This is a genomic window from Brasilonema octagenarum UFV-OR1, from assembly GCF_963888615.1.
GTDB lineage: Bacteria > Cyanobacteriota > Cyanobacteriia > Cyanobacteriales > Nostocaceae > Brasilonema > Brasilonema sennae.
The window spans coordinates 55,577-76,717 of record NZ_CAWPKW010000032.1; the positions used below are offsets into that span (position 1 = coordinate 55,577).

A 21,141-nucleotide genomic window follows, 5' to 3' on the forward strand; every position below is an offset into this window, starting at 1 on the left:
AAATAAAAGTTAACAGCATCTAGCCATATGACTTCCCAGATTCGCTTTTTAATCTGTCCTCCTCACTACTACGATGTAGACTATGTGATTAACCCCTGGATGGAAGGGAACATTCACAAGTCATCGCAAGAGCGTGCCGTAGAACAGTGGGACAAACTGCATCACATCCTCAAAGAACACGCAATTGTTGACATAGTACCACCCCAAAAAGGCTGGCCTGATATGGTATTTACGGCAAATGCCGGTTTGGTACTAGGAAAAACAGTGGTACTGAGTCGCTTTTTACATAAAGAGCGTCAGGGTGAAGAGCCTTATTTTAACCAGTGGTTTGAAGAAAACGGTTACACTGTCCACGAATTGCCAAAAGACTTACCTTTTGAAGGTGCAGGAGACGCACTACTGGATCGGGAAGGACGCTGGCTTTGGGCTGGATACGGTTTCCGTACAGAATTAGATTCTCACCCTTACCTTGCAAAATGGCTGGATATTGAGGTGTTGTCGTTGCGACTGATTGATGAGCGTTTCTACCACCTAGATACTTGCTTCTGTCCGCTGGCTAATGGTTATCTGCTATACTATCCACCTGCGTTTGATTCCTACTCCAATCGCTTAATTGAAATGCGGGTATCGCAAGAAAAGCGGATAGCTATTACAGAAGCTGATGCGGTAAACTTTGCCTGCAATGCGGTGAATATCGAGAGCATTGTTGTGATGAATAAGGCGAGCGAACCACTGAAAGCACGCCTTGCAGAAGTTGGTTTTCGAGTGATTGAAACACCACTGACGGAATTTCGCAAAGCTGGTGGTGCGGCTAAATGCTTGACGCTACGAGTAACCGAACCGGTACGGGAAGAACTTCACGCCAATGTGTCGGTGGAGAGTCGCGTCTTTAACCTAGAAGGACACTTGCTTGACTCTGGCTTGATTAACCGCGCTTTGGATTTGATTGTCGATAACGGCGGTAGTTTCCAAGTGCTAAATTTCTCACTGGGAGAACAGCGGCAAAGTACATCGGCAGCTAAGGTAAAAGTATCAGCGCCTTCCCATGAGGTGATGGAAAGCATCATATCGCATCTGATTGATTTGGGTGCGGTGGACTTGCCTCAAGATGAGCGCGATGCCAAATTAGAGCCGGTTACCCAAGCAGGGGTAGCTCCTGATGATTTTTACGTAAGCACGATTTATCCCACCGAAGTGCGGATTAACGGTGAATGGGTGAAGGTAGAGAATCAGCGGATGGATGGGGCGATCGCCATCACTCGAACACCCAAAGGCATAGTAGCACAGTGTAAACTACTACGCGACGTTGAAGTCGGCGAAGAAGTCGTTGTGGATGTGCTAGGTATTCGCACCGTCCGCAAAACAGAATCACGGGAAAGACGCAATGCAGAAGAATTCAGCTTCATGTCGTCGGGGGTTTCCAGCGAGAGACGCGTGGAACTCGTCGTTGAGCAAGTGGCTTGGGAATTACGTAAAATCAGGGATGGTGGTGGTAAAGTAGTTGTGACGGCTGGACCTGTGGTGATTCACACTGGAGGCGGTGAACATCTGGCACAACTGATTAGAGAAGGATACGTGCAGGCGCTACTGGGTGGAAATGCGATCGCCATCCACGACATTGAGCAAGCGATGATGGGAACTTCTCTCGGTGTGGATATGAAACGGGGTGTGGCTGTACGCGGTGGACACCGCCATCACTTAAAAGTCATTAATACCATTCGCCGCTATGGTAGCATTGCCAAAGCTGTTGAAGCTGGGATCATTCAGAGTGGTGTCATGTATGAATGCGTTAGTAATGGAGTTCCATTCAGTCTGGCTGGCTCGATTCGCGATGATGGTCCTTTGCCCGATACCGAGATGAATTTGATCAAAGCCCAAACCGAATACGCCCGACTGCTCAAAGGTGCAGATATGATTTTGATGCTGTCGAGTATGCTGCACTCAATAGGTGTGGGGAATATGACTCCGGCTGGTGTGAAGATGGTTTGTGTGGATATTAATCCAGCGGTGGTGACAAAGTTGAGTGACAGAGGTTCTATAGAATCAGTTGGTGTGGTGACAGATGTTGGGTTGTTCCTGAGTTTGTTGCTACAGCAATTGCAGAAGTTAACTAGTCCGTATACTGCTAAAGTAAGTTAAGAAAGTAGAAAGTAGGGTGGGTAGCAATGCTCCCCACCTTATAAAAACGAAAGAGAAAGAAATGTTGCCAGGATTAGTTTTTAAAAAAAGTTCTTCTACTCAGCATTTTCAAATTCGTTGGGTGAGTGCAATCGCTGATTTTTTATTGGCTGGGATGGTGGTAGGACCACTTGTAGCTCCATTTCTTGCTGCGTCTGGGTTGCCGATATTACCCGTAATTGCAAATATTATTTATTTTATGGGCGTTCATGTTTGTCCGCAGCCGGATATGGGCGTAGCATTGTCACCACCGTATATTATGGCTGTGTGTATGCGTTGTTACGGTACTGTGACAGGGTTGTTGATAACGCGTCTGTTATATGGAGTTACAGGTGGCAAAGGTTTTTACTGGTTAAGTCAGTATGGTTGGAGTGGTGCGGCGCTTGCTAGTGTGTTAATGATGGCTTATCCACTGGAATTGGCAGCAGAGGTTTTGGGTTGGTGGAATTTTCATAATTACGTTGTTACACCTTTTGGGTTGATCACTGGTTTGGCATGGGGTTTATTTACTATGCCAATATTGCACGAGTGGCGGCGAGTACCAATTCATGAGAAGTTTTGAGCCTCAGAGCAAGCGAATTTGTTCAAAATTCAAACAGTGAACACTGAATAGTTATCAGTTAACAGGTTACATACGGGGATTTTCAATCAGTGAACGGTGAACAGTAAAAACTGATATAGCAGTCATCAGGTAGATTAGGACACCAACTAATGAGAAAACACGGTCACCAAAAGACTTTCAAGTCTGTTAAGAGCGATGCACTGCGCCACCGTGAGCTTTGTCGTAAGCGCAAGCGCAGTCCGTTCGCGAAGCGTGTCCGGAGGACATAGGACTCAGAGTCGAAGTGTTCCCTGTTAAGCGTTCCCTGCTATAACTGATAAAAACTCGTAGGCGTGGTAAACGCTTACCACATTTACCACGCCTGCAAACGAATTGAATCACACAGTCAATCTACTGCTATATAAAACCTAGACAAGTCTAGACATTACTTCTTTCTTCATAGGGAGCATGGGAGCGGTTAGCCCTCGGAAAGCATTCACGCCAAAGCCCTGCGCGATACGCCACTTGCACTGTCCTTGGGAACCCCGGTAACGAACGCAGTGGCTCAAGTTTATGGCTCTTATCCAACCGTTCCAGCTGGGAAGGAAGTTGGGGAGATGATTTCCCAGGCATTACCACCAGTTTTGGGGAGTGCGCTCGCCTGTGCTAAGTTAGTACCATTCATCTGCCAAATAGCAGTTTCGTCAGTACCAGAGTTGCGCCAGAGAATGTCTACGTTACCATCGTTTGTAAAGTTTGCCAGCCCTGCGACTTGCCAACCAATATCTAGTTTGTTGAGCGCGATCGCTTGTTGTGGATTTGTACCATCCATCGGCAAAATAGCGTTGTCACCTGTGCGGTAGTTACGCCAGAGAATGTCAACCTTACCATCACCTGTAAAGTCTGCCTGACCGGCAATATCCCAAGAAGTATCTCCTGCATATGCACTCAGTGGTGTAGACTGTTTTAGACTAGTACCATCCAACTGCCAGATTGCATTCTCGCCTGTAGTCTTATTGCGCCAGAGAATTTCGTCTTTGCCGTCACCTGTAAAGTCTGCTAGACCTTTGATTTCCCAGGAAATATCTGCTGAAGTCAGCAAGGTAGATTTTTTTAGAGTGGTGCCATCCATTTCCCAGATGCCATTTTCACCTGTTTTTTTATTGCGCCACAAGAGATCTTGTTTACCATCACCAGTAAAGTCTGATACACCTTTAATTTCCCAATTCAGATCAGCAACTGGGGTACTTATGATTGCCTTTTCCAAGGTGCTGCCATTCATTTGCCAGAAACCAGTCTCACCAGTAGCATAGTTGCGCCACACGACGTCTGTTTTGCCATCCCCTGTAAAATCTGCCTGACCTTGGATTTTCCAGTCAGGATTTAGAGTTTTTGGAAGTGAGTACGCCTGTTTTAATGTGGTACCATCAAGTTCCCAAATAGCAGTCTCATCAGTTTTATAGTTCCGCCACAGAATGTCTGGTTTGCCGTCTCCAGTGAAATCAAATTTAGCGGGATTTTTCACATTAGCTGAAGCATTTCCAGTCACATTAACTGTGACGCTACCGGTCAGTTGTACAGTTGGATCGCCTGGTAAGCCACCATACTCTACGATATAACCCTGAGGTATGTACTCTCCAGTTTCCACGTTGTCGGAAAGGTCATTCCATTTACCTATTAGAGTTTGACCAATGGCGGAGTTACCAATAAGGTGGGCGTATTTTTCGCTGCCAAAAAGGTTGTTCGGTTCACCAGGTGCCCAGTTGCTATATTGACCATTAACTGGATTACCAGTTGCATCTCCAATCCAAAACGCTGTTCCAGTCTCTGGTCCTGTCACCCAACGCCAGTCTCCCTCAACGGCACCATCACTGCCTCCTGTCCAGCCATTTCCTTGAAGTTTGCCTTGAATGAAGTTTTGTTCTTTGTCAGAGGTGATAGTTGCTAGGTAACCTTTGAGTCCCAAGTATTCACGACTAGCAGCTACAGACTGAGCTTCCGTCCAAGTAATTTTGGGAGCAGAGACAAACTCGTAGAAGTGGTTGTTGTCTGCACTTCCTAAGGTTGTTCCCAAACTAAATTCAATGCTACGCGGTGTTGTAGTGGGGGTCTGACTGTTATTACTGTAAGTAACTTGGCGTAGCGCATCCTGGTAAGCTTGGTTGGAAGCTGTACCAGTTATGCTTAGAATCCCTGTTGTTGTGTTGTAGTTCCAGTTCAGACCATTGATAGTGCCATTAGTACCGTTCTGTCCGTTAATCCCAAGCTGGTCTTGATCTTTGTTGAAGTTAGAGTTGATAATGACCGATACACCATTTAAATTGCCATTATCGGCGGGGTCAGAAATAGTTAAATTGGCGGCAACAATTTGGGGTGTAGCGGCAGCCGTATAGTTGGTTGTTCCAGAAACGTTTAAAGTCTGTACCATGGCTCATCCTTTGTTAAGAAAAAAGTATTTTGAGAAAGATGTGAGTGGAATACATAGTGATATAAACTACCTATGTTGTAGATGCTACTGATCTAGCAATTTGATTTGCTAAAATATTGTATAAACTAATACGAATGATAGTCAACTGACTTTACTATAAAATTAAATTACGTATGATCAATTACATCAAAAAAGAAGAAGACAATACCAAGTATAGTGTCACAAATGATTATTTTACCTACATTGTGGCTTCTTAATTCCAAAAATCATTTAAATAATAACTGAAACTTTGGTATAAGAAAACTTTAAGAACTAAGAGCATGCACGTCTACCTTGCATATTTTATGACACAACGTATGATTTGTATAAATTACAAATCACATAATAGCCACACAACATTGTTGTGTGTTCTATCTAATTGAATACTACTCTCAGACTGTCATCAGTATTAAATCATAAATAACCAATAACAACCCTGTTATTGAACGTTCTACATACAGCAATTTGCTAGTAAGTAAAGTACACCCCTGCCTAACCCTCACGCGCGATAGGGCGGATGGGGTATTTTTGTACCTCACGAACTTTAAATCTGCTGTATTTAGCCGAAGCATCACCGGACACTACGAAACCACTCAGTAATTCCATCACTTATGACTTTTGCCAACTTCTTTTGTTCCTGAACATTCGTCACCCACTCAAATTCATTAGGATTACTCATAAAACCCAATTCCAGCAAAACTGAAGGTGCACTTGCTGGACGTGTCAGTGCTAAATTATCCCAAAAGACCCCATAGGATGGTCGTCCTAATTTGCTAACAATATACTTTTGCATAAAGACTGCAAAGCTGTGAGCTTGGGGATGATACCAGAAGACTCCCATTCCCTTAATTTTTTCAGCATCACCTTCATCGGGTAGGGAGTTGTAATGTATAGAAATGGCGATCGCTGGTTCTTCTTTATCGATCATTGCCACACGATCGCTTAGCGATACTTCCTTATCATCTTGCCGTGTCATCACCACTTTCGCCCCTCGCTTCACCAACTCATCGCGCACTAACTTAGAAACCACCAGATTCACATCTTTTTCCAAATAACCTGTTGGTCCCGATGCACCAGATTCTTTTCCTCCATGTCCTGGGTCGAGTAGAATCTTGATTCCAGATAACGGCTTTTGTATGGCGAACATCCCGCGTCTTTCCCTAGTATTAGCAGAAGAGATGAAAGGAGAGTGACGTAAAGATAGCACCAGACTTGTGTTATCGTACCTCAGCTTATACCCCCACTGTTGAGCTTTTTTGAGGTTAAATGTGTACTGTACTCCTGGCTGTCCGCCTGGGAGAGTGGGTGGTAGTTGTTGCCAATCTAAGCGAGAGATCAAAGGATCATCATCTAAGCGGATTATATCTGTCTGAGCAGTAGTGTTATGAAGAGTGAGAGTAAAAGTTTGGTCATCTTGCTGCACACTCACTGGAACAGGAACTTGCAGTGGGAAAACCATTTCTGTCACACTAGGAAGTCTACGATAGCCAACACTGCGGATGATACTGTGTGGAGGAATTGCTCCTTGTAAAGGACGAGTTTCCTTACCATTGATCCAAGCACCATAGTCCAAACGCAACCACTCACCTTCACGTCCTGTAACTGCTGATCGTGTGCCTTTGGGTAGAGGTGTTAGTCTAGAATAATCTGTACTCGGACCAGTGCGCGCAACTCCAGAGTCTGCTATAATCTCTACGACTTCCAACTGTGCAGGTGAGAGGATGCTGATTTTTCCAGTTCCTAGTTGAGTTATTGTTTTACCATTCAGGGTGAGTTGGAATTCTGGTTTACCCAAATCTATATTTTTGGTCTGGTTCTCGGCAATAGCAGCAGAGACAGTGTTGTTGGTATACAGTGAAGGATTAAACTGAGGAACTGTCGCACAACCCTGATACTTGCCCGCGTTAGACTGGGTTGAGGGTTGGTTTTGCCCTGTTAAGGCGGCAGAATTTGCTGGTAGTTGTGCTTGTTGAGGTTGCGGTAAAAGGGAAATAGTTTGATTTCCCAATTTTACAGAAACAGTCGTCGCATTCGGTGCGGCGAGACTCCCAGAGGGAGTCGCCCAAGGGGCGATAGCACTAAAACAAATTTGTTCTCCTGGAAGTTTGGCTATATCCACCGCTGGTGTGAGAGAATTTTTGGCAAAGCCTAACCCCTGTGGGACTTCCGGTTGAGTAGAAACTCTTGTCACCCGAATCTGGATTTGTTGATTTTGGTAGCGGACAGTAAAAAGATTTTCTCCCAACTGTAAGGGTAAACTTGGGGCAAAATGACCAGACTTACTACGAGTTACTGGCTGATCATTGATCAGAACCTCTCCACTTGCTGGTGCTGTCCCAAGAAAGAAAATTTTCTGTGCAGTAGTCTGGTAGTTTGTTTTCGGAAAAACAACCTTCAGGGATTGTTCTTGAGCCAAAGCGATAGAGGGGGTGACTATAGAGCTTAATAAGATTAATCCTAAAAGTGATCTCACGTCAAAATAAAAGAATAATTGATAACAAGAGCGGAGTTAAGCACCTCCCCCTAAAAGTATGGGGGTTGAATTCAAAAATAAATTTAAAATGATCAATTTATAATTTTAAATTTATAATTTTGAATTTTGAATTCTCGAAGGGGGTGACTGTGGCACAATGGCGAGGTGTGTTTCTAGAAGTTGCGCAAAATTAAAGATAGTATGACTAAGTTTGTATTTGTAACTGGTGGTGTTGTTTCTAGTATTGGTAAGGGAATTGTAGCAGCAAGTCTGGGGCGATTGCTCAAGTCAAGAAATTATTCGGTCTCAATTCTCAAACTCGACCCCTATATTAATGTTGATCCAGGAACCATGAGTCCTTTTCAGCATGGGGAAGTATTTGTGACTCAAGATGGTGCTGAGACAGATTTAGATTTGGGACATTACGAACGTTTTACTGATACCTCTATGTCCCGGTTGAATAGTGTGACGACTGGTTCAATTTATCAAGCCGTCATTAATAAGGAGCGTCGTGGTGATTATAATGGCGGCACAGTCCAAGTTATTCCCCACATTACAAATGAAATAAAAGAACGGATTATTAGGGTTGCTAAAGATACAAATCCAGATGTTGTTATTACAGAAATTGGTGGGACAGTAGGAGATATTGAATCACTACCATTTATGGAAGCAATTCGTCAATTCCGAAAAGATGTAGGACGGCAAAATGTCGTGTATATGCATGTCACTTTGATACCGTGGATTGCCTCAGCGGGTGAGATGAAAACTAAGCCAACACAGCACTCGGTGAAAGAACTCAGATCAATTGGTATTCAACCGGATATTTTAATTTGTCGGTGCGATCGCCCACTGCCAACATCGTTAAAAAACAAATTATCTGAATTTTGCGATGTACCAGTAGAATGCGTGATCCCATCTCAAGATGCTAAGAGTATCTATGAAGTTCCCCTGAATTTAGAACGAGAAGGACTAGCACAGCAAACACTAGAATTGCTGAACATGGAACAACACCAACCTCATTTGGTGCAGTGGCAAACATTAGTAGAAAAATTATACAGTCCCAGCCATCGAGTGGAAATTGCGATTGTCGGTAAGTACGTGCAGCTAAGTGATGCCTATCTTTCGGTTGTGGAAGCGCTACGTCACGCAGCAATTGCAATGAGTAGTGAACTGCACCTGCGTTGGGTGAATTCAGAACAATTGGAAACTGAAGCAGCCGAAACCTATCTCGAAGGTGTGGATGGAATAGTAGTCCCAGGAGGTTTTGGCGTCCGGGGGGTAGATGGCAAAATTGCTGCAATTAGATACGCTCGAAGACGCGAAATCCCATTCTTAGGTTTGTGCTTAGGAATGCAATGCTCAATCATAGAATGGGGACGAGACGTAGCCGGATTACAAGATGCTAACAGCGCCGAATTTGACCCACATACACAAAACCCAGTCATTAATTTATTGCCAGAACAACAGGATGTCATGGATTTGGGTGGAACAATGCGCTTAGGTTTATATCCTTGTCGCTTACTTCCTAACTCTTTGGCTTTCAAACTTTACCAAGAAGAAGTTATTTATGAACGCCATCGACATCGCTACGAGTTTAATAACTCTTACCGCAACGTCTTTATAGACTCTGGTTATCTTATTAGTGGGACTTCTCCCGACGGACGCCTAGTAGAAATTATCGAAATTCCTAATCACCCGTTTTTTATAGCTTGCCAATTTCATCCAGAATTTCAATCATCTCCCAGTGCACCTCATCCTTTATTTAAAGGTTTGATCGAAGCGACAATTGCTCGTTATTACCCTTCTTCTGAGGTACATACACCACTGGAAGTTTTTTAAAGAGTCATTATAGCAAGTCTATTTGATTTGCGTGAAAGTGCTTGCGCTTTGTGTATAAGTGGCACATGCTCAGATTCCCGACTTCTTTTAGAACTCGGGAATTTTCTTGTTCACCAATGATTTAGGATTGCTATACCTCGATTGCTAAGTAGGTAGGCGTAATTAAATGTAAAACGATCATTGCGAGTGAAACGTATTCACGATCAAGCCTGATACAAATGATTGGTCTTTTATTCTTTCCCTCTGCTCGCTGCTGTCTATTTGTATCAACCTTAAAGTGAAACGCTATTAGTGGTGCGGTGTCCACTGATTTATAAACAAGAATAAGGCACAAGAAAACCCAGCTGTGTAAACTACAACTATCATGAATATAGCGTGGACAGTAGTTCTAAACTCGTGGTATCGAATCGCCTGTGTAATAAGTAATTCAACTTCGGTTTGTGTTATGGCTTTATCGTTGTTAGGCAGCACTAAGTCTGTGACGCTAGCCATACTCTGAGGCATGTCAACTGACTGGGGACTGCCTTTTTTAGAGGTGGATAGTGTTGTAGCTGGTACTGAGAACGGTGACACAAGCATAAGCGGCGAAATCTTGCGATGAAGCATGGAAATTAGACTCTCTAGTAGTTGAGTGCGTGAAGTACCCCATCTTACCTATGCCTGACGGCACGCTGCGCGAACGGTTGAAGATGGGGCTTCCCCCTAAATCCAACTAGCATAAGGACGGTCTTATTCGTCTTTTGGGCTTCCCGCTTCATCCGTCGTCGCCACGTTAGGTATCTGAGGAGTAAGCGGATTGTTGTAGGAGTTAGCGACACGAGCGCTGGGTGATGGAACCGGAAGAGATGGAAGCGGAGGAATCTGAGCATCAGCTGTTTGAACTAATACGGGGATCCCTGACAGAAGTAAACACATCGAGATAATCTGGCGATGAAACATGAAATCCCCCTGTTTGTATGATTTTTTACTTTTTGTATTCTTTATGTTGTTACGCACAAGCTAAGCGTAATTCACACTTCCTCCGTAGGAAGCATGCTCAAATTTACTCAAATTCAAACTTAGAATTTTGAATGTTGAATTACCCCGTTATCGCATAGTGTGAGCGAAGAATATAGGATTTAGGGAGTTGATTGTGCTGAAATTCCGCTATGTTTATACACTAGAAAATTGTCAATGCCAAGTGACGCAGGATAACAGATGCCTCACCTTCCATGAATTGAGCTTTTTGCGGGTTAAATGATGCATAATATTTTTCCAGTATCAGTTGCTGTATGAGAGCAGTAAACAGTCTTTCCTTGTCTTGAAAGTGGCTGTAGATAGTTCTTATTGAAAGTTTGTACTATACAGTTTAGTTTTGAAAAAGAAATTAAACTATTTAGTTTATTTTGTCCCACAGGAAGTACCTTATGGTGCGTCATGCAACAGCTAGCGGTTCCTCATCCTTTAAGCATAGCCGTCGCCCACTCACAATACTCGCAGCTGTCATAACATTTGTTGTTGTAAGTGTGACAACATACAGGTTCTGGCAGTTACAGTCACACAAGTTTAATGAGATCCAAAAGTCTCGCCCCAGCATTCCTAAAATTATAAAAGTCGTTGCTTTGGGAAGGCTAGAACCACAGGGAGAGGTGATTAAAGTTTCTGCACCAACATCTAGTCAACAAAATCGAGTTGAGCAATTGTTAGTGAAGGAGGGGCAGGAAGTTAAAGCAAGTCAGGTGATTGCTATTCTTGACAGCAAAGATCGTCTTCAAGCTGCTGTTATCAAAGCACAGCAACAAGTAAAAGTGAAACAGGCAAACCTTGCTATGGTGCAAGCAGGTGCAAAACGCGGTGAAATTGAAGCACAAAGAGCTACGGTTGACCAATTAAAAGCGCAGTGGCAAGGTGATAAGACAGCACAACAGGAGGCGATCGCCCGACTCAAAGCACAGTCCAAAGGCGATAAGATAGCGCAACAAGCAACTGTTGAGAAATTGCAAGCCCAATTCAACAACGCTCAAGCCGAATATAGCCGTAATCAGCAACTCTACTCGAATGGTGCAATTTCTAAGTCTTCATTTGATAGTAAGCTCCTGAGTGTAGACACTGCAACACTGCAACTCAAAGAAGCTAGAGCAATACTCACCCGTATTGATGGTACGAGTAGCAGCCAAATCAGCGAGGCTCAAGCTGTTCTCACCCGCATTAACACAACGCTTAGTAAACAAATCAGCCAAGCTCAAGCCACACTCCAGAAAATAGCCGAAGTGCGTCCAGTAGATGTGGAAGCAGCAAAAGCAGAAGTTGATGATGCGATCGCACAAGTCAATCAAGCTCAAAAAGATTTGCAACAGGCTTACGTGCGAACACCCCAAGATGGTCAAGTGTTGGATATACACACACGTGCAGGGGAAGTGGTGTCGAGTAATGGTATTGTTGAGATTGGACAAACCAGCCAAATGTATGCTGTTGCGGAAGTCTACCAAAGTGATATCAGCAAAATCCGTATAGGGCAGGATGTGCGGATCATCAGCGATTCTCTACCTGGTGAATTACAAGGAAAAGTGGAGCGGATAGGTTTACAGGTGCGTCGGCAGAGTGTCGTCAATACCGATCCTAGTACCAATATTGACGCCCGAATTGTCCAAGTGCATATCCGACTCGATCACACATCAAGCCAGAAAGCTGCTCAGTTTACCAATTTACAAGTTAAGGTGGTGATTTCACTTTGATTGGATTCATACAACAGTTATACCAGCGAATACCTCTGGGATGGTTGCAACTGAGTCATGAAAAAAGCCGTCTGCTTGTCGCATTATCAGGTATTGCTTTTGCTGATGTGCTCATGTTCATGCAGCTTGGCTTTCAGACTGCACTTTATGACAGTAATACTCGGCTCAACCGAGTTTTGCAAACAGACATTGTTTTACTCAGTCCCAAAGCTCGTAATATGCAAAATCTGTCTACATTTTCCCGGCGGCGACTGTACCAAGCTTCCTCGATATCAGGAGTAAAGTCGGCAGAAGCATTGTATGTGAGTTTCATCACCTGGAAAAATCCCCAAACCCGTCGTGAAGCTTCCATTCAAGTGCTAGGGGTTAATCCTGAGCAACCAGCTTTTGGGCTACCAGAAATAAACCAACAGTCGGATAAGATTAAGTTTGCAGATAATTTCTTATTTGACAAAGGTTCTAGAGGGGAATATCAACAAGTAATTGCTCAAATTGAACAAGGTAAAACTGTTACTACCGAAGCAGAAAATCATACCATTACTATTAATGGCTTATTTCAATTGGGGACTTCCTTTGGGGCTGAGGGTAACCTGATTACCAGTGATCAGAATTTTCTACGCCTGTTTCCCGGACGACAAGCAGCTAGTATTAATCTGGGTTTAGTTTATCTTGAACCGGGCTACGATCCACAGCAAGTTGCAACAGCATTAAGAGCTTACTTACCCAATGATGTCAGGGTTTTGACTCATGAAGAATTTATCCAGTTTGAAGAAAACTACTGGCAGACACAAAGCCCTATTGGCTTTATCTTTGGTCTAGGTGTATCAATGGGGTTTATAGTCGGCATTATTATCGTCTATCAAGTTCTTTCTACCGATGTCAATGCACACCTGAAGGAATACGCAACCTTAAAAGCAATGGGGTATCATAATTTATACTTTTTAGCAATCATTTTTGAAGAAACTCTTATCCTCGCATTTCTGGGCTTTATTCCAGGAACAATAGTTCCTTTGGGACTTTATTATTTAACAAGAACGGCGACAAATTTACCCATATACATGACTTTAACACGAGCCTTGGTGGTGCTCATGTTGACAATCATTATGTGTGTTATTTCTGGAGCGATCGCCACCCGCAAACTCCAAGCGGCTGATCCTGCTGATATGTTTTAATATGTTATGTGATGTCCGGGCAATCAACCATAATTCTTGCATTACCTCTCCCCAACCCTCCCCTTAGCAAGGTTATCTATCTGCCTTATCCCAACGATAATTATTAAGTAAGTGGGTTTTATTAAAAATAAGATGTAGTGCGAGCGTCTCGCTCGCGGGCAAGATGCTCCGAAGTCGCTACAACGCGGGGAACCCGCGCAACGCGCAACTCTTGGCACTACTGCTATCTACGAATTAATTACGCCTACCTACTTAAATGGACAGACTAGAGCAATACCGTCAAATCATCCGCCAACTGTTGACATCTCATGCAAATCTTGAGTCTGGTAATTCAGATAACAATGTTGAGTGCCAGCTTGTCTTTGATACAGAACACGACCACTACCAAATTTTAGATGTTGGCTGGTCGGGACTCAAACGGGTTTATAACTGTTTCATTCATTTAGACATCAAAGATAGTAAAGTTTGGATTCAACGCAATATGACAGAAGCCAATCTTGCTCAAGAATTAGTCGAGATGGGCGTACCTAAAGAAGACATTATCTTGGGACTACATCCACCTTACAAGCGCCCGTATACTGGGTGTGGAGTTGCTTAGGGAATCTGCGATTGCACTTGTAGCAACAGACGCATAAAGGCGTATCGCTTTACTAACAAAAAATAGACTGAAAACCCCCTTCACGTCTCGTTACTCAAATCTGCTCAATGCAAGGCAAGATGAAATTTCATCCCAGGTTGAGGGAACATAAATACAGCGATCGCTCACTCGGAAGCGATCGCCAAAAACCTCTACTTACAAAACATCGTGACGGCTAAGCTAATATCCACTATATTTACCGACATTCCAAAGACTCACGCGTAGAAACACCAGTTTTAGAATTTACCCCACTTGCTTTGTCACAAAGTTTTTTCACTTCCAGACGATCTAGAACTGCATTGGTAAAATCAGCACCAGTAATGTCTACATCATCAAAAGTAGAACGCAGCATCATTGCGTCTGTAAAGATCGCATCGCTCAAATCACTGCCCTGAAAAGCAGCCAAGTAGGCTATACCTTCAGTAAAATTTACACCATGCAGATTGACTCCCTCTAACATTGAACTATTGAAAACGCCACCGCGCAAATCAGCATTGCTAAAATTAACGTCCTTAAGCTTGACATTAATATATTCAGATCCAATCAAGCTTTGACCAGAAAAATCCTTACCGTTGAAGGCGTCGTCCGTGGAACGCCTGATGCTCGAAGAACCGACTCCCTCTGCTGACAGGGGAAACAAGAAAAGAACTATAGCTAGAACCAACCCAACGACTACTTGCTGATACTTCATAATGCCAACTTAATAAATCTCAACACTGCCACAATTTATTAAAACAGTGAACAGTGAACAGTGAACAGTAAAAAGTTATCAAAATTTCTGATGACTGATAACTGATAACTGGTTAAAAGGCAGGGCAAGCAGGAGGTGTTGGCTGGGAACGTTGTATACCAGTTTGGGTAGGATCGTAACCTACCAGAACCACCTGACCTTTCTCATTGAAGATCCATCCTCGGGCAGGTATTATCTCTTTGACTTTGGGTTTGGCTTTTGCACTGCTGGAGGACTGATTCTGAGTGTCACTACTGGAATTCTTTTGATTGACAACAGGCTGGATCAAATCAACGCGCACATTGTCACTACTAAGGATTTTATTCGGATCAGTTGGCAACCCGCCACGCCCAGTGACGGTGAAAGTACTACCAAAACCTTTTATACAGGGATTTAAGGCAATCTGCTGTGCTGGGTCGATGACATTCTCAGACAATTCAAATAATCCGCGACTGGGGTCAACATCTAACGTATTAATAATTACAGTTCCTTGAGAGCCAAATTGAGAGCTAGCATCAATGTCATTGGTTGTATTTATGGGAGTTGACTTGCGTTGTTCCAAACCGAAAATATTTGTAGCCTTGATATCGATGTTGCCACCTGTTCCTCGTTCTGCACTTGCAACAATGTCATTGTTTTGTCCAGGAAAAGCAACCACAAAACCGTTGGGAGCGTTGATAGTGATGTTACCACCGTTGGCATCATTAAAAGCTTGAGCAGAAATCAGACTTTGATTTTCCATTCGCAACAGACCTAAGTTTTGGAGGTTGATGTTACCTCCGTCTCCCGCGTTGTTTTGCGCAGTGAGTTTTCCTCGGTTGAGGCGAATGGTGTTTACATTTGCAGTTAAATTACCTGCAGCACCAGTTCCTGTTGCACTGACAGTCACTCGTCCACCATTGCGGACATTTAAATTTGGAGTATTGATAATCAAATTCCCTGCTTTACCAGCACCTGAAGCTTCAGAGAACAAAGTGCTGGGGAGAGTTTTACCTGCAATGGTTCTACTACCGATAACATCCACAGACTCGGTTGCATTGACAATCAAAGTTCCGCCATCACCAGTAGCGAAAGAACCTGATTTGACTTCCCCGCCATTTTGAATCACCAATTGCCTGACATCTAAAGTTGAACTACCTGGTGAACCTGAACCAAAATTATCTGCTGAAATTCTCGCTCCACCTTCAACAGTCAGCACTCCAGTCGTCAACTTTAAACTACCTACATTCCCTGTAGCGCCTGGTTCTGCAGACACAAATAGACCACTGCGTCCAGTGTCCAAAGGTTCACCTGTAGCAAATGGTGAAGTTCCACTTAAGAGAATTGAATCTGTCGCATTGATAGTCAAATTTCCACCATTGCCGCCAGTTTTACGACCAGCAGTAGATATCTGCGCTCCACCTTGAACAGTTAATCGTTGAGTTTCAATAGTCACATTTCCTGCATTGCCTGCATTGTTTAGTGGATTTGTGCCAACTTGAGCACGAATACCACTCAATATCCTATTATTTGGATTGTTGTTTGTGCCGATCACGTCTACGGAATTGGATGCTTTTATCAATATATTCCCTGCGTTTCCAACACCGAAAGTCGAAGTATCAATATTGGCTCCATCTCGAACGAGTAGTTTCCCTGTTTCAATCGTCATATTCCCACCATTACCCGTAGCAGTGCTACATTCTGAAGAGAAACCACATACTTGAGAGAAAAGAAAAGTAGGTAAAGCTGATGCAGTTCCTTCTAACTCTACAGAATCAAAAGCTTTCACCAATACATCTCCAGCTTTACCTTCACCATCAGCAGAAGTTCCAATTACGGAACCTCCACTCAATTTCACAGACTCAGCAGCATTGATGATTAAATTTCCACCTGCTTGTGAAAGAGAACCAGAACGAATCGATGAACTCTCTGTGAGAGTAATATTTTTACCCTGCACTTGGATATCACCACCAGCACCATCACCACTGGTATTTACTCGTGCACCGCTAGACAGTCCAATATCTCTAAGTTTCTGAACATTTTGATATCCCAAAGCATAGCCTGTATTTATCTGATTGAGACTCACAAAACTATCGCTATCAACGCTACCTAACTCAATCCTTCCGCCAAGTGCAGTTAAATTACCAGCTGATAAGGAAACATTACCGCCTACTAAAGCTAAAGTTTTTCCATTTGGAACTTGTAACCCAGCAGGATATTTTAACCCAGCAGGAGAACTAAATGTATTAGTTGCTCCATCAAGACTTGCTTGAGATTGATTAACAATATTTCCAGGATTATCTCTAAATCGTAAACCTATCGGAACATTGATTGTTAACAACGGTGGTGCTTGGGGATCAGTAGCACTAAACTCAAACCCATTGCCAAATACAAAACTATTCGCAGTACTTCCCAAAAATGAACCACCAATATTCAAACTGGCATTTGGTCCAAAAATAATCCCCGCAGGATTGAGTAAAAATAAGTTAGCTGAGTTGAGTGTCCTAATTAAACCATCAATACTAGAAACAGAACCACCCGTCACCCGACCGATGATGTTTCGCACATCAGCTGCATTATTAAAGTTAGCCGAACCACCTGTGGGAACAGAAAATTCTTTGAAGCTATGAAAAAGGTTTCCTCCCCGAATGGTTCCGTCATTGATGTTGAAAATTTTTCCATCAGGAGTAGTCACTGTGGTAGATACAGTTCCATCAGGAGTCACTTGTTGCGCTCTGAGTGTACCTATAGAAGTAAAACTCGCTATAGTGCATAGGGGTAAGGTTAACAAAATGGGCAATATCTTTTTCATAGTAAATGCGTTTGTTATGAAGAATTTTTTACAAAGGACGTGGTTTGGGTTGAGACAGGGATGTTGTTGGTGAGTGACTGAAAATTTTAATTTGTAGGGTGGGCACTACCTACCTTCCTATGTCATTCGTAGGCAATGGGCAGTGCGCACCTTACGTTGGATTCGTTAGATACTTTATTAAATCTTCTAAGTTACTCTACTACTTCTTGAACTCAGGAAGATTATCTGTAATATAAAAATTAATTTATGCGACTGCCGTGTCGTTTGTAGGGGCACGCTGTGCCCATACTTTGTAGTGTATGTAACTGAGAATCGCTATGGAGTGTGTATTGCTGACTAATATTAATGTATAAATCAGCAATATTCACCAATATTCACCTGATGATAATCCTGTCCAAATACGGAAGTAGCTAATTAGATTGTTACACCTTCACAGAGTTTTTTTAGCATTAGATAGATTTATTTCTGGACGTTTATTACGTTTGCGCAATAATGTTGTACTCACAATTCCAAAAACCAGTAAGCTTATTGTAGCGGCAGGTTCTAGAACCTTTTTTCTATCTGAATCAGGAGTCCAGTCAAAAGTCCTATAATCATCCTCATTGAAAGGATTAGGTTCCAGATTATCATCAAATTTTAAACCCCAAAGATACTTCGGAAAACTAACACTACCAGAACTATCCAAAAATGGAGTTAAATTGGATGCATTGAAAATAGATAGAGAATTTAGATTAGTGAATGGCTCAGTATAGGGAGCATAAAATGCAAAATGAATGAAGTTTTTTGGATTGGAATTATCTTCTAACCTAGCTTCATACTTAACTACAGTACTGCCAAATTTACCTTTGAAGCTACTGCTTCGAACATTGAGTGCTTGCTGCAAGGAGTCTGAAATGGATTCTAAAGAAACTTTCAAATCTCCTTGATTCAATTTATAGTCTTTAGGAGTTTCAGCGTTTAAAACTGCAAGAGAGTCATTATCAGTATAGATTGCGTTTTGAATTGCTCCAGAGAATATCCCTCCAGTGTAAGAAGCAGAGGGGTTAATTTCAAATGAAAATCTGTCGTTTACATTATTTGCTTGACCAGAAAATTTTTGAGCTAGAGCAGATTGTGGAGCTAAAGAAACTGCCATCGTCAATACAGCGGCTGCTGATATAACTTTTGCTAATTTGTTAATCATCATTACACCCATTCGACAAAAATAAATACTTGCTGGCAAGGGATTTCAGCAACTAAGGAGAAAGTTAATGACACAACTTTGAATCTGAGCACGAGGTAATTTGCTCAAATCACGATGCACCCCAGTTAATTAGATTTTTAGAACACCTTTACTCTCGTCTTTGTACTATTTAGATAAACTTGTTTCTGGGCGTTTCTTACGTTTGCGCAATAATACTGTGCTCACAATTCCAAAACCCAGTAAACTTGCTGTAGCCGCCGGTTCTGGAACCTTGGTTACATTATCAGGCTCAAAAGTTACGATAAATCCTCTAGATGAAGCAAGAGAATCGCCATTCAAATTGCTAATCTCTTCTGGGAATTCAACCTGACCTTGAGAATTCAAAAATGGAGTTAAATTTGATGCATTGAAAACAGATAGAGAATTTAGATTAGTGAATGGCTCAGTGTAGGGAGCATAAAATGCAAAGTTAACGAAGTTTTTTGGATTTGAGTTATCTTCTAACCTAGCTTCATATTTGACTACAGTACTGCCATATTTATTCTCGAAGCTACTGCCACTGCTTTGAGTATTGAGTACATTTCGCAATGAGTCTGAAATCTCTGCTAAAGAAACTTTCAAATCTGCTGGATTAAATTTATACTCTCTAGAAGTTTCGGTGGAGTCACCAAGTTGAAAGGGAGGTTTATCAATATACACTGGGTTTTGAATTGCTCCATAGAATATCCCTGATCTGTTAGGAGCAGAGGTTTCAAGATCAAATTCCAGTGTATCTTCAATGTTATTATTTACAGCACCAGAGAATTTTTGAGCCAGAGCAGATTGTGGAGCGAAAGAAACTGTCATAGCTAATACAGTAGCTGCTGATATAAATTTTGCCAATCTATTAATCATCATTCAATAACCTCTCAAATTGCTTTACGATGTGTGCAATGAATGAGAAAGTTGTTAAAGGCTGCACCCGCATTCTTTAAAACTAATCTCGTGGAATGGAAACTGCTGAGTTAATAACATCTTTCGGAGAGCATTTCCTAAACAATATAAAACCACGGTCAACAGTATTTCTGCTAGACGTTATGTCAATAATTCATAAAAAAGACATACTAGGTTCACATTAACTTCACCCCAGTGTCCACCTTTCGTAAATTGCCAGGGTGTTGTTGAAGAAATTAAGCTATTTATGAGTGTTTATATTTAGCTTTGAGCTTTTCCTGGTGTTTGTACTGTTTGTATTGAGAAGGTGGAGGCGATCGCCAGATTCAAATTCACGCTCACTTATAGCGATACGCGCTCATCGCGTCTTTTACTTTGTGCGATACGCGTAGCGTCAAGCCTCCGGCTTATCGCCCACCAAGCACCTATGAATGAAATGCGATCTGCCGCTATGCTGTAGCGAAGCGATCGCCTTTGGCAGCTGCTCCGCACCATCGCAAAGCGCGAATTGAGTTGGTATTGAAAAGAGGCGGCATAGAATACAAAGAATACTTATTTAAGTTCAAATGAAAACCGACTCCATTTTTTATCGCCTATTCACAACCTTTCCGAATGCTTTCTTTGAATTAATTAACCTGCAATCTTATGAGGCAAATGCATATAATTTCGCTTCTGTAGAATTAAAACAAACAGCATTTCGTATTGATGGAGTCTTTCTTCCCACTGCTGATGCTAGTACTCGCCCAATTTATTTTGTTGAGGTTCAGTTTCAAAAAGATACCGAATTTTACGCCCGTTTATTTTCAGAAATATTTCTGTATTTGCGACTTTACGCACCAACCAAGGCTTGGAGAGCAGTCGTTATATTTCCTCGCCGTAGCATCGAACCAACAAAAGTCGAACCCTATCAAGTCTTACTCGAAAGTCAACTTGTAACACGATTATATCTGAATGAGCTTGGGGATAGGGCTGAACAATCTTTGGGAGTTGGTATCATTAAATTAATAGTTGAAAATGAAAAACAAACTCCCGCATTAGCCAAAAACTTGATTGCCAGGACACGCACAGAGCTAACCAATGCAGCGCTTGTACAGCAAGTGCTAGATTTAATAGAAACAATTGTACTATACAAATTACCGCGCATCAGTCGTCAGGAGTTGGTGAGGATGTTTGGATTGGGTGATTTTGATATCAAAAAAACCAGATTTTATGAGGAAGTCCGTGAGGAAATCCTTGAGGAAGTCAGACAGGAAAAAGCTCTAGAGTTAATTATGCGTCAGCTTCGACGCCGCATTGGTAACATGGATCAGCAATTGCAAGAGCGTATCAGTCAGCTATCTATCGAACAACTGGAGAATCTTGCCGAAGCACTATTGGATTTTTCAACTCAAGCAGATTTAACGACTTGGTTGCAAGATCAATCAAATTAGGTTTAAGTACACTGTAGATACCAAAAGTGAAATACTACAGACAAACGTATCTA

General features: G+C 42.4%; 15 protein-coding genes. 7 read left to right on the top strand and 8 right to left on the bottom strand.

Going from position 1 to position 21,141, the window contains the following annotated elements:
• Positions 1 to 27 precede the first annotated feature (27 nt).
• Together argZ and AC5590_RS01910 are read left to right on the top strand one after the other, a co-directional pair.
• On the top strand, positions 28 to 2,139 hold the full coding sequence (argZ, locus tag AC5590_RS01905; RefSeq protein WP_169262886.1) for a bifunctional arginine dihydrolase/ornithine cyclodeaminase: 2,112 nt from the start codon (positions 28 to 30) through the stop codon (positions 2,137 to 2,139).
• Between the two features lie 61 nt (positions 2,140 to 2,200).
• Positions 2,201 to 2,740 (top strand): DUF2085 domain-containing protein, encoded by a 540-nt coding sequence (locus tag AC5590_RS01910; protein ID WP_169262887.1) that lies wholly within the window; start codon positions 2,201 to 2,203, stop codon positions 2,738 to 2,740.
• A 559-nt stretch (positions 2,741 to 3,299) separates the two neighbouring features.
• Here the strand turns inward: AC5590_RS01910 and AC5590_RS01915 are convergent.
• Entirely contained in the window at positions 3,300 to 5,147 is a 1,848-nt protein-coding gene (locus AC5590_RS01915; RefSeq protein ID WP_169262888.1) for an FG-GAP-like repeat-containing protein, read from the bottom strand.
• Positions 5,148 to 5,757: 610 nt separating this feature from the next.
• Positions 5,758 to 7,659 carry an N-acetylmuramoyl-L-alanine amidase gene (locus tag AC5590_RS01920; RefSeq protein ID WP_169262889.1) on the bottom strand — a complete coding sequence of 634 codons (1,902 nt, stop codon included), beginning with the start codon at positions 7,657 to 7,659 and terminating at the stop codon, positions 5,758 to 5,760.
• A 201-nt stretch (positions 7,660 to 7,860) separates the two neighbouring features.
• Between AC5590_RS01920 and pyrG the strand changes: the two genes are divergently transcribed.
• The gene (pyrG, locus tag AC5590_RS01925) at positions 7,861 to 9,498 is read left to right on the top strand and encodes a CTP synthase (protein WP_169262890.1); all 1,638 of its coding nucleotides are present in this window, start codon (positions 7,861 to 7,863) and stop codon (positions 9,496 to 9,498) included.
• 288 nt (positions 9,499 to 9,786) lie between these two features.
• Here the strand turns inward: pyrG and AC5590_RS01930 are convergent, their stop codons facing one another.
• Entirely contained in the window at positions 9,787 to 10,104 is a 318-nt protein-coding gene (locus AC5590_RS01930; protein WP_169262891.1) for a hypothetical protein, read from the bottom strand.
• Positions 10,105 to 10,227: 123 nt separating this feature from the next.
• Complete coding sequence (locus AC5590_RS01935) at positions 10,228 to 10,437, bottom strand: hypothetical protein (RefSeq protein WP_169262892.1); 210 nt, start codon at positions 10,435 to 10,437, stop codon at positions 10,228 to 10,230.
• Between the two features lie 467 nt (positions 10,438 to 10,904).
• Between AC5590_RS01935 and AC5590_RS01940 the strand changes: the two genes are divergently transcribed.
• The 3 genes from AC5590_RS01940 to AC5590_RS01950 all read left to right on the top strand — a co-directional run bounded on the left by AC5590_RS01940 (position 10,905) and on the right by AC5590_RS01950 (position 13,982).
• Positions 10,905 to 12,212 carry an ABC exporter membrane fusion protein gene (locus AC5590_RS01940; protein ID WP_169262893.1) on the top strand — a complete coding sequence of 436 codons (1,308 nt, stop codon included), beginning with the start codon at positions 10,905 to 10,907 and terminating at the stop codon, positions 12,210 to 12,212.
• Entirely contained in the window at positions 12,209 to 13,384 is a 1,176-nt protein-coding gene (gene devC, locus AC5590_RS01945; protein ID WP_169262894.1) for an ABC transporter permease DevC, read from the top strand. Before AC5590_RS01940 ends, devC begins: the two co-directional genes overlap by 4 nt.
• Before the next feature lie 256 nt (positions 13,385 to 13,640).
• The gene (locus AC5590_RS01950; protein WP_169262895.1) at positions 13,641 to 13,982 is read left to right on the top strand and encodes a XisI protein; all 342 of its coding nucleotides are present in this window, start codon (positions 13,641 to 13,643) and stop codon (positions 13,980 to 13,982) included.
• A 235-nt stretch (positions 13,983 to 14,217) separates the two neighbouring features.
• Here AC5590_RS01950 and AC5590_RS01955 read toward each other — a convergent pair whose 3' ends face one another.
• From AC5590_RS01955 to AC5590_RS01970, 4 genes are all read right to left on the bottom strand, one after another.
• On the bottom strand, positions 14,218 to 14,712 hold the full coding sequence (locus AC5590_RS01955; RefSeq protein WP_169262896.1) for a pentapeptide repeat-containing protein: 495 nt from the start codon (positions 14,710 to 14,712) through the stop codon (positions 14,218 to 14,220).
• 112 nt (positions 14,713 to 14,824) lie between these two features.
• Positions 14,825 to 17,542: a two-partner secretion domain-containing protein gene (locus tag AC5590_RS01960; protein WP_169262897.1), complete on the bottom strand. Its 2,718-nt coding sequence runs from the start codon at positions 17,540 to 17,542 to the stop codon at positions 14,825 to 14,827.
• 430 nt (positions 17,543 to 17,972) lie between these two features.
• Positions 17,973 to 18,728, bottom strand: coding sequence for a hypothetical protein (locus tag AC5590_RS01965; protein WP_172195219.1), 756 nt, complete (start codon positions 18,726 to 18,728; stop codon positions 17,973 to 17,975).
• A 162-nt stretch (positions 18,729 to 18,890) separates the two neighbouring features.
• Complete coding sequence (locus AC5590_RS01970; protein ID WP_211178229.1) at positions 18,891 to 19,622, bottom strand: hypothetical protein; 732 nt, start codon at positions 19,620 to 19,622, stop codon at positions 18,891 to 18,893.
• Positions 19,623 to 20,224: 602 nt separating this feature from the next.
• On the opposite strand from AC5590_RS01970, the gene AC5590_RS01975 reads away from it, so the two are divergent.
• The gene (locus AC5590_RS01975; protein WP_169262899.1) at positions 20,225 to 21,088 is read left to right on the top strand and encodes an Rpn family recombination-promoting nuclease/putative transposase; all 864 of its coding nucleotides are present in this window, start codon (positions 20,225 to 20,227) and stop codon (positions 21,086 to 21,088) included.
• The last annotated feature ends 53 nt before the right edge of the window (positions 21,089 to 21,141 follow it).

Bases quoted from the DNA above. Each gene is read 5' to 3' on its own strand.
- AC5590_RS01955 (WP_169262896.1), bottom strand. From the start codon at position 14,712: ATGAAGTATCAGCAAGTAGTCGTTGGGTTGGTTCTAGCTATAGTTCTT.
- AC5590_RS01960 (WP_169262897.1), bottom strand. From the start codon at position 17,542: ATGAAAAAGATATTGCCCATTTTGTTAACCTTACCCCTATGCACTATA.
- pyrG (WP_169262890.1), top strand. From the start codon at position 7,861: ATGACTAAGTTTGTATTTGTAACTGGTGGTGTTGTTTCTAGTATTGGT.
- AC5590_RS01910 (WP_169262887.1), top strand. From the start codon at position 2,201: ATGTTGCCAGGATTAGTTTTTAAAAAAAGTTCTTCTACTCAGCATTTT.
- AC5590_RS01930 (WP_169262891.1), bottom strand. From the start codon at position 10,104: ATGCTTCATCGCAAGATTTCGCCGCTTATGCTTGTGTCACCGTTCTCA.
- AC5590_RS01915 (WP_169262888.1), bottom strand. From the start codon at position 5,147: ATGGTACAGACTTTAAACGTTTCTGGAACAACCAACTATACGGCTGCC.
- AC5590_RS01935 (WP_169262892.1), bottom strand. From the start codon at position 10,437: ATGTTTCATCGCCAGATTATCTCGATGTGTTTACTTCTGTCAGGGATC.
- AC5590_RS01965 (WP_172195219.1), bottom strand. From the start codon at position 18,728: ATGATGATTAACAAATTAGCAAAAGTTATATCAGCAGCCGCTGTATTG.
- AC5590_RS01970 (WP_211178229.1), bottom strand. From the start codon at position 19,622: ATGATGATTAATAGATTGGCAAAATTTATATCAGCAGCTACTGTATTA.
- AC5590_RS01940 (WP_169262893.1), top strand. From the start codon at position 10,905: ATGGTGCGTCATGCAACAGCTAGCGGTTCCTCATCCTTTAAGCATAGC.
- AC5590_RS01975 (WP_169262899.1), top strand. From the start codon at position 20,225: ATGAAAACCGACTCCATTTTTTATCGCCTATTCACAACCTTTCCGAAT.
- AC5590_RS01950 (WP_169262895.1), top strand. From the start codon at position 13,641: ATGGACAGACTAGAGCAATACCGTCAAATCATCCGCCAACTGTTGACA.
- argZ (WP_169262886.1), top strand. From the start codon at position 28: ATGACTTCCCAGATTCGCTTTTTAATCTGTCCTCCTCACTACTACGAT.